General features: G+C 62.8%; 3 protein-coding genes. All 3 read right to left on the bottom strand.

Annotation, left to right across the window (positions count from 1 at the left end; all coding sequences use genetic code 11):
- Positions 1-70: 70 nt before the first annotated feature.
- Positions 71-2,539, bottom strand: coding sequence for a TonB-dependent siderophore receptor (locus tag OC610_RS15540; RefSeq protein ID WP_264428844.1), 2,469 nt, complete (start codon positions 2,537-2,539; stop codon positions 71-73).
- A 295-nt stretch (positions 2,540-2,834) separates the two neighbouring features.
- Positions 2,835-6,035, bottom strand: a complete 3,201-nt coding sequence (locus tag OC610_RS15535) for a non-ribosomal peptide synthetase (protein ID WP_264428843.1) — start codon at positions 6,033-6,035, stop codon at positions 2,835-2,837.
- Positions 6,032-8,861 (bottom strand): condensation domain-containing protein (locus tag OC610_RS15530; RefSeq protein ID WP_264428841.1); only part of this gene is annotated, 2,830 nt, incomplete at its 5' end. The genes OC610_RS15535 and OC610_RS15530, both read right to left, overlap by 4 nt.

Raw genomic sequence — 8,861 nt, 5'->3', positions numbered from 1 at the left:
GTGTTCAGCCAGGTTGATCTCATAAAAAAAGACCCGCACTAGGCGGGTCGTTTTTTTGTTTTGGAGGAGATCAGAACTGCGGCGTGTACTTCACCGTGAACATCAAGTTACGCGGATCGCCAAAGTTGTTGTTGCCATTGAGCTGGTTGTAGGCCGGCGTTATGTAGGTCTTGTCGAACAGGTTGTTGGCATTGACCGCCAGATCGATCTCTGACGTCAGCTTGTAGCCGACACGGGCGTTCCATACGGTGTAGCCCGGTACGTCATGGTTGAGATCGTAGACCTGCGTATGGCTTTGCGTGGTGAAGCCCAGGCCGGTGCTGACACGGCTCCAGTCGCCGGTGAACTGGTAGTTGCCCCAAACGCGCAGCATATGTTTCGGCGTCCAGGTACTGAAAATGCTGCCTTCGTTGGTCGGATCTTCGAGGTATTTGGTCGTGTTGTAGGTATAGCCCGCGAACAACTGCAAGTTGTCTACCACTTCACCGCTGATTTCAGCCTCGATGCCCTGACTGCGCACCTTGCCCGAGGCTGTCGAGCAACCGAAGCCACCACACCCCGAACCGCCGTCATTAACGGCACGGTTTTCATGATCGTAGCGGAAGACAGCCAGGGAAGTATTGACCCGACCGTCCATCAACTCACCTTTAAGACCCACCTCGTAATTGGTGCCGACGACGGGCTTAAGCACGGAGCCGCTGGCATCCACGTTAGTCTGCGGCTGGAACACATCGGTATAGCTGGCGTACACCGCCCACTCGCGGCTCAGGTCATAGACGATACCGGCATAGGGCGTGACCACGCCGGTTTCGGTTGAGTAGCTTGGCGTGTTACGTGTAATTCCGGCTGCGTTTTCATTTTTCGACTTGTAGCTGAAGTCGTACCAGCTGACCCGGGAACCCAGGATCAGCGTCAGGTCGTCTACCGGCTTGACGCGCCAGGTGCCGTACACGCCTTTCTGGCGCACGTCGTACTTGCTGAGGACGCCCAGGCCGCCCGCAGCGATCAAGCTGTCGTAGCTGATGTCCGGGCGATCATTATCAATGTCGAAGATCGAGTCGCTGGTGTTGTTGAAGGTACGGGCATATTTATCATCCGTCTCCAACTGCGAGAAGTTGCCACCCAGCATGACCTCCTGCTCCATCGACAAGGCTTCGAACTTGCCGGTCAGGTTCATGTCGAGACCGGCCTTGGTGGACTGGAAGTCGGTCAGGAAGTCGGCATATTGCACGCCACTGCCATCGGGCAAGAGACCACCGCCTCGTTGAACCCGCTGGTTCTTCGCCTGGTTATCCTCGCTCATATACACGCCCCCCACCTTGAAGGCCCAATCCTCATTGAAGCGATGCTCCAGATCGGCATAGTAGGTGGTGACATCGATTTCCGATCGGTTCCAGCGCGCGCCGGTGTAGGTGGAGCGCGACACGTCCGGCATCGAGCCATCGGCGTAGCGCGGCAAACCACGGATGTTGCCGCGCGACTCGCCATTGGATTGGCTGACCGCAAAACCCAGGGTGGTGTCTTCGCTGAGATCGACGTCCAGCGCACCGTACATTGAATGGGTCTTGCTCCAGGCATGGTCAACGAAGGAATTGCTCTGGTCTTCGTCAAGGACGACACGGCCACGGATATTGCCAGCGTCGTTCAGCGGGCCACCGGCATCCAGTTGCAGGCCGTAGTGATCCCAGGAGCCGGCCTTGCCGGTCAGGGTCACGGTCGGTGCGCTCTGGCCACGCTTGCGCACCAGGTTGACGGCGCCGCCGGGGCTGCCGGTGCCTTGCAGTAGGCCGGAGGCGCCACGGAGGATTTCCAGGCGGTCGTAGAAAATCAGGTCCTGGGTCGCCCAGTTACCCAGCGAATAGGTGTTACGCGGGATCGGCACGCCGTCGTACTGCCAGTCGTCGATCTGGAAACCGCGCGACGACAGGATCATGCCCTGGCCGACGCCCTGCAGGCCGACGATGCCGGTGGTCTGGTTGACGGCGTCCTTGAGGTTGACCAGGTTCTGGTCATCCATCTGCTTGCGCGTCATCACGGTGATCGACTGGGGAATTTCCTTGAGGGTGTGGGTGCCCTTGCCGATCGTCACGGCATTGCTGGTGTACGAGTGACTGCCTTCGGTCGTCGCATTCAACTGTTCGGCGTTGATCGTCGTCGCGCCCAGCTCCAGGCCCGCGCTGCCGGAACCCTTCACCAGCATCAAGGTGTTGCCCTCGAGGCTGTGGCGCACGCCGGTGCCCTTGAGCAACTCGGTGATGGCGGCCTGCGGGCTCATCTTGCCGCTGACGCGATTGCTTTTCAGCCCGGCCAATTCGTCGGCGTTGTAGATCACTTGCTGGTTGGTCTGTTGGCCGAACGCCTGCAGTGCCTGCGGTAGCGGCTGCGCAGGGATGTTGATGCTGACGTCCTGCGCCATCACCTGGGCGCTCAAGGACAACGCACCGACCAGACCCAGGCCCGACAACACCCGGCGCGAACGCAGGCCGCGGGACATGACCAGTGCCTTGAACAGCGGTTTCAACTCATGAATTGCCGACATCGTGCTCTCTATTATTGGTAGAAGTGAAAAGTCCGTGGGGGCCGAATGGCCTGCCGTTCGCCAGCACGGTTTAGCGGCTGGCCGGCCCCTCCCCGGGCACGGTCATCCGGCTGGACGACAGCGAAATTTTTCCTGGACACAACCGGCACCTGGGCTGCCCTGCCCGAGCCGATTTGCCCGCATACCTTAGTAAGACGCAGCACCTGGGCAAAACCGGAATGAGTTTATTTATCATTCGCGAAAAAAATAAAAAAAAACCGGCGCTTGTCGGCGCCGGCCTTTTGTTCTTGCCCTGTCAACTACCTTGCGCCGCCTTGGCGGCTTGCAGTTGCCGAGCCTGCTCAGTCAGGCGAGCCTTTTCCTCAGGGCTCATCGCCTCCATGCGCAGGCGTGCCTGGGCGATTTTCTCCAACTGCCCAGGGCTGCTCTCCTGCGCGCGCAAGGCCGTCGCCAACGAAGCCACGGTCGGATGATCGAAGACCAGCCCCGGATGGATGTCGCACTGCAGCAGCTTGCGAATGCCGGCCACCAATTTGATCACCAGCAGCGAATGACCGCCGGCGGCGAAGAAGTCGTGGTCGATGCCCAATCGTTCAATTCCGAGCAGTTGCGCCATGCGCTCAGCGAGCAATTGTTCGAGTCCGTCACGGGGTCCGGCGCCCTCTTCATCGCCCGTCGCGACTGCCAACTGCTGCAACGCCTGGCGATCGATCTTGCCGTTGGCCAACCGAGGGAAGCGTTCGATCAGGTGCCAATGCTGCGGCACCATCACGCTGGGCAAGCGTGCGTTCAGTTGCGCCCGCGCGGCATCCAGCACTTCCGAAGGCAAGCCTTGCGATGCCACGATAAATGCCAGCAAACCCTGCTCGGCCGGTAGCACCAGCGCCTCGCCCACCTGTGGCACGCGCACCAGCTCGGCCTCGATCTCCGCCAGCTCGATGCGGAAGCCACGCACCTTGACCTGCTGATCGCGCCGCCCTTGCAGCTGGATCCCGCCGTCCGGGCGATAACGCGCCAGGTCGCCCGTGCGGTACAGGCGCTGCGCCGGATCAAACGGACTCTGGACGAACGTCTGCCCATCGGCCTCGGCATTCAGATAACCCCGGCACAACTGCGCGCCGCCCAGGTACACCTCGCCCAGCACGCCCACCGGCGCCAGCCGCCGCTCGGCGTCCAGTACGTAGACCTGGTTGTTGCCCAGCACCTGGGTCAGCGCCGAGCAGTCATCGTCGCCATTCAATGACAATGGATGAATCATGACTCCGACGGTGGCCTCGGTCGGCCCGTAGTGGTTGAACACCCGGCAATCGCCGCGCAACCGGGCGATGCGTTCGATCAACGTCGGGGCAATCGGCTCGCCGCCGAGCACCAGGGTGCGCGGCAATGTCGCTTGTTCGCTGTCGAGCAACGCCGCGAGGTGCGATGGCACGATCTTCAGGCAATCGATCTGTCGCTGGCGCATGAACGCGGCAAACAGCGCGCCGTCCTGCATCTGTTCGTCGCCGGCGACATGCAGGGTCGCGCCATTGAACAACGCGCCAAACAGCGCCGTGTTGCCCAGGTCCGCCGCCACGGTGGAGCTGAAGGCCACGTGTCGGCACTGATCCAGCGCCAACGCCTCGCTGGCCTGGGCGGTGTAGTTGAGCAATTGCCGATGCTCGATCACCACACCTTTGGGCACACCGGTGGAGCCGGACGTGAACAACACATAGGCGATGTCGTTGCCCTTGGTCGCCAGCGCCGGCAACGTCGCGTTCGCCGGGCTGAGCCCGGCCAATGCCAGCGCTGTGTATGGCTGGTCCTGCCACGCCGGCAGATGCGCCGCATCGGTGAGCACCACTGCGGCGCTGGCCTGTTCCAGCATCAATGCCTGACGGGCCTGGGGCCATTGGGTGTCCAGCGGCAGATACGCGGCGCCGATGCGCCAGCTCGCCAGCATGGCGATCACCAGCTCCGCCGAGCGTGGCAAGGCCAGGGCGACAATCGAACCCTCGCCCAGGCCTTGGCCCCGGAGGCCGAGGGCCACGCGCTCGACCTGTGCGTTTAGCTGACCGTAGCTCAAGGATTGATGGGCGTCGGTCAGGGCGATGGTGTCCGGCGTCCGCAGCGCCAGGTCCGCGATGCGCTGCGGCAGATAGCGGTGATCGGCCAGCGCCTTCATCGGCGGGTTGATCGCGCGCAAGCGCTGTTCCTCGCTGCGGCCCAGCAGGTTGAGCTGCGCCAGCGGCGTTTGCGCATCCGCAGCGATAGCGGCCAGCAGCACGTCGTATTGTTCCAGCACGGCGCTGGCGGCGGCTTGGGAATAACGAGCGTCGGCATAATGCAAGCCGATTGCGGCAAGCTGCTGGGTATCGTCCAGTTGGACCGTTAGCAGCAGCTCAAGCGGATCAGTCTGCACAAGCGAAGATCCTGTCCACTTCAGACCGCCGTCGCTGTGGACGAAACTTGCCCGAGCGACCGCGAAACCATAGGCCGGATTCGCCGCGTCCGGCGCCAGCTCCGGCGTCCAGTATTCCTGCCAGGTGCGGTGGGCTTCGAGCCGCGTCGCCAACTCCCCCAGCCACTCGCTGAACGGCGCAGTGGCGGGCAACGGTACGCAAAGCGGCAAGGTTTTCACGAACACGCCAATGGCACCGGCGAAGTAATCGTAATCGCCGCGGCTGTCGTGACGCACGCCCACCAGTGCCTGATCGGAGCCGCTCAGGCGTCCCAGCAGCAGCCACCACGCACCTTGCAACAACGTCGTCAACGGTTGCCCGAGCTCATCGGCCAAGCGCTGCAAAGCATCGCGCCGGGTCGGCTCCAACGCCAATGACACACGCGCATCGGCTGTCCCGCTGCCGGCGCGGCGTGCCGCCAGCCACGGCGTGTCGATCTGCGCCTGCAAACCTTGCAGATGCTGCTGCCAATAGGTCCTCGCGGTGGCGGCATCCTCATCCAGCACCACTTCGCTGCGCCATTCCAGGTACTGGGCGAACTCGCCCGGCGCTTCATCTTCCGGCGCCTGGCCCGCGTAAGCCTGGCGTGCCTGTCCAAGCAGCAGGTCCATCGATGGCGCATCGGCGCTGTAGCGGGCGATGCCCAGCAGCAATTGCCATTGCCGTGGCGCCAGACGATAAAGCACCGCCTGGATGCCGGCCGATTCGCCGACTACGAACGCCTGGCCCAGGGTTTCGTTGATCTGCGCCTGGACCTCTTCAGCAGGTTGCTCGCTTGGGTTTATCGTCAGTGGAAAGCGCCCGGCCTGGGCCACCTGACGCAAGCCGTGGAAACCGGCGACCTTGACCAACCGTGCCAGCAACATCGGCTGCCGCGCCGCCAGTGTGTCGAAGGCGCCGTGCAATCGTTGCGGATCGAAGTCGCCATTGATGATCACGCTCACCCAGCGCAGGGCCTCGCCACAAGTCACCGTGCCCGACAATTGTTCAAGCGCCCGTTGCTGCTCGGGCGTCAGGGCGAAACCCGCGTCCTGCGTGTCCATCATCACCTCGTTCATGCTCCGGTTTCCTCGGTATTGAATGCGCCCCAAGCGGGTTGCCCAACGGTCGCTCGCTGTTGCAGGCTGGCGTGGTCGTACATATCGCCCATGGCGACGACGATTTTGCGTGGTCCTTCGAATGGGTCGCGGGCGTGGGCCACCAGCATGTTGTCCAGCAGGATCACATCGCCTTTGCGCCAGTCGAAACGCACCGCGCAGGCTTCGTACAACTCGCCGATACGCGCCATCACCTCGTCTTCGATCGGTGTGCCGTCGCCGTAGTAGACGTGCCGGGGCATGCGCTCCAGGCCGTACATCGACAACAGGTCCTGGCGCACGTCCGGCTCCAGCCAGTAGATGTGATGCAACTGCACCTGGTTGAAGAAGGATTTTTCCCCGGTGATCGGGTGCGTGATGATCGCCGGCCCCGGCGTGCGGGTCTGCAATTCGTCGTTGTCGAGCCAGCGCCACTGGATACCGCCGGCCCGGCATCGGGCTTCCACTTCGAGACGATTTTCGGTCTTGAAGAAGTGCTGCCACGACACGTCGAGCTTGTCGGTGAAGGTGCGCACGTACAGCAGCCCTTTGTCCTCGAACTTTTCGCGAAGGTCCGCGGGCAGTTTCTCGTACATCAGGCGGCAGTCCACCACCGGGGTCGCGCCGCCCACGGGCGCGGCCTGTTCGCAATAGAACATCTGCTTGCGCGGCCAACGGTCCTGGTGGGAGCTCTCGTTGTGGAACAGGATCATCTTGCGTTCCGGGTACGGCGTGGAGCGGTAGGTGTTCTTGCCCCCTTCCTTCTTCGGCAAGTCGCCGTACTGGCCGTACAGCCCCGGTTGAATCGCTTCGGCGAACGCTTCGAAGCCCTGGATGCCGTCCAGCGCGAATCCACGGAACAGAATGCCGGCGTGTTCGGCCAGCTTCTGTTCGATCAAGGGTCGGTTCTGCCGGATCCACTCGATGACGTCCAGGTGCGGCTCGCGGGGTTCCAGCATCAACGGGAACCGCTGAGGCGCGGCCACCAGCGATTCACGCACCAGCGCCGGACGCGGCCGCGCGGCCGGTGTCGCCGAGCGCTTGAGGAACTTGCCCAATTTGTCGGCCTTGGGCCCCGGAACGTTGGCAGGCGTGGCGGCTGTCGCCACGTTGTCGACTGGCATGCTGATAGCTCCCAATTGAATGTCCTGATCAGCGACGATCTGTTCCAACAGGGTCGTCCAGGCCTGCATCAGGTACTGGACGCGCTCATGTCCGAACAAGCGTGTGGCGAACTGCCAATTACCGCGCAATTGCCCTTCTTCTTCGTCAACGAACAATGCCATGTCGAATTTAGAATGGTTCTGCAGCGCCGGCAGGAACTCCACGCTCAAGCCCGCCATGGAGCGTGTGCGCACCGGCACGTTGTTCATCACGAACAACACCTGGAGCAATGGGTTCATGCCTTTGTGACGAGGCACGCCCGAGGCGTCGACGATCTGGTCGAACGGCAGGTCCTGGTGCTCCAGCGCGCCGAGCAGGTCGTCCTGGGCCTGGGCCAGGAATCGTGTGAACGTCACGCCCGCATCGAAGCGCGAGCGCAGCGGCAGGACGTTGACGAAAAAGCCGATCAAGCGCTCCAGCTCAGGCTGCTCGCGCCCGGCTACGTCAGCACCCACCACCAGATCCTGCGCGTTGCAAAGGCGATGCAATAACACCTGGAACGACGCCAGCAGCGTGCTGTACAGCGTGACGCCGGCCTCGCTCGCAATACGCCGCAATGCCGTGCTCAGGTCGGCAGACAGTTCGAACTGCAACGCATCGCCCTCATACGACAAGGTCTGGCTGCGAGGATTGTCCAGCGGCAGGTCAAGCCGCCCGTTGTAACCGTCGAGCCGCTGCTTCCAATAGTCGGCCTGGCGCGCCAGCACGCCCTGCTCGTCCAACGCCTGCTGCCAGAGGGCGAAGTCATGGTATTGAACCTCCAGCGGCGCCAGCGGCATCGGTTCGTGGCGCGAAGCGGCTTCGTAGATCTGCACCAGTTCGTTGATCAACAACCCCATCGACCAGCCATCGGAAATGATGTGGTGCATGGCGTACAACAACACGTGCTCGGTCGGGCCCAGGCGCAGGATCCGCCCACGCAGCAGCGGCGCCTGTTCCAGGTCGATCGGGGTGCGCGCATTGTCCAGCGTCGCCTGGGCCACGTATTCCTGCCGGGCACCGGGCGAAAGCCCGGACAGATCGACCAGCGGGAAATCCAGCTGGACTTCATCGGCGATCACCGCCAGCGGGTCGCCTTCGTCGTCCTGGACATACGCGGTGCGCAGCACGGCGTGACGGCGCGTCACTTCGGCAAAACTGCTCATCAGCCGCTCGACCGACAACTCGCCGCTCAGGCGCAGGGCCATCGGCATGCCATACGCCGAAGTGCCGCCGGACAGCTGCTCGGCGATCCACAACCGCCGTTGCACCAGCGACAGCGGCGCCGATTGCCTTGGCCCATGGGCCTTGAGCCGGACCTTGCTGGAGTCGCCCGCGCGCACGGTTGCGTCACCGGCCTCGCTCATCAGCGCCGCCAATGCGCTGAGCCGTGGATGATCGAACAGATCACGCAAGCTCAGCGGATAACCCGTGAGTTTGCGCAGCCGGGAGATAGCCTGGGTCGCCAGCAATGAGTGACCACCGCGTTCGAAGAAATGATCGTTGCGGCCAACCTGTTCCACTTCCAGGACTTCTCGCCAGATGTCGGCAACCTGTTGCTCCAGTTCGCTTGCGGGTGGCGCGTAACCGTTTTGCGTCACCCCGGTTTCCACGCCCGGCAACGCCTTGCGGTCGAGCTTGCCGTTAGGAGTCAGCGGTAGTTGG

It is taken from the genome of Pseudomonas agronomica, from assembly GCF_025917275.1.
Classification (GTDB): domain Bacteria; phylum Pseudomonadota; class Gammaproteobacteria; order Pseudomonadales; family Pseudomonadaceae; genus Aquipseudomonas; species Aquipseudomonas agronomica.
Note: the sequence above shows the minus strand (reverse complement) of the source record. Positions and strands in the feature narration are given on the sequence as shown.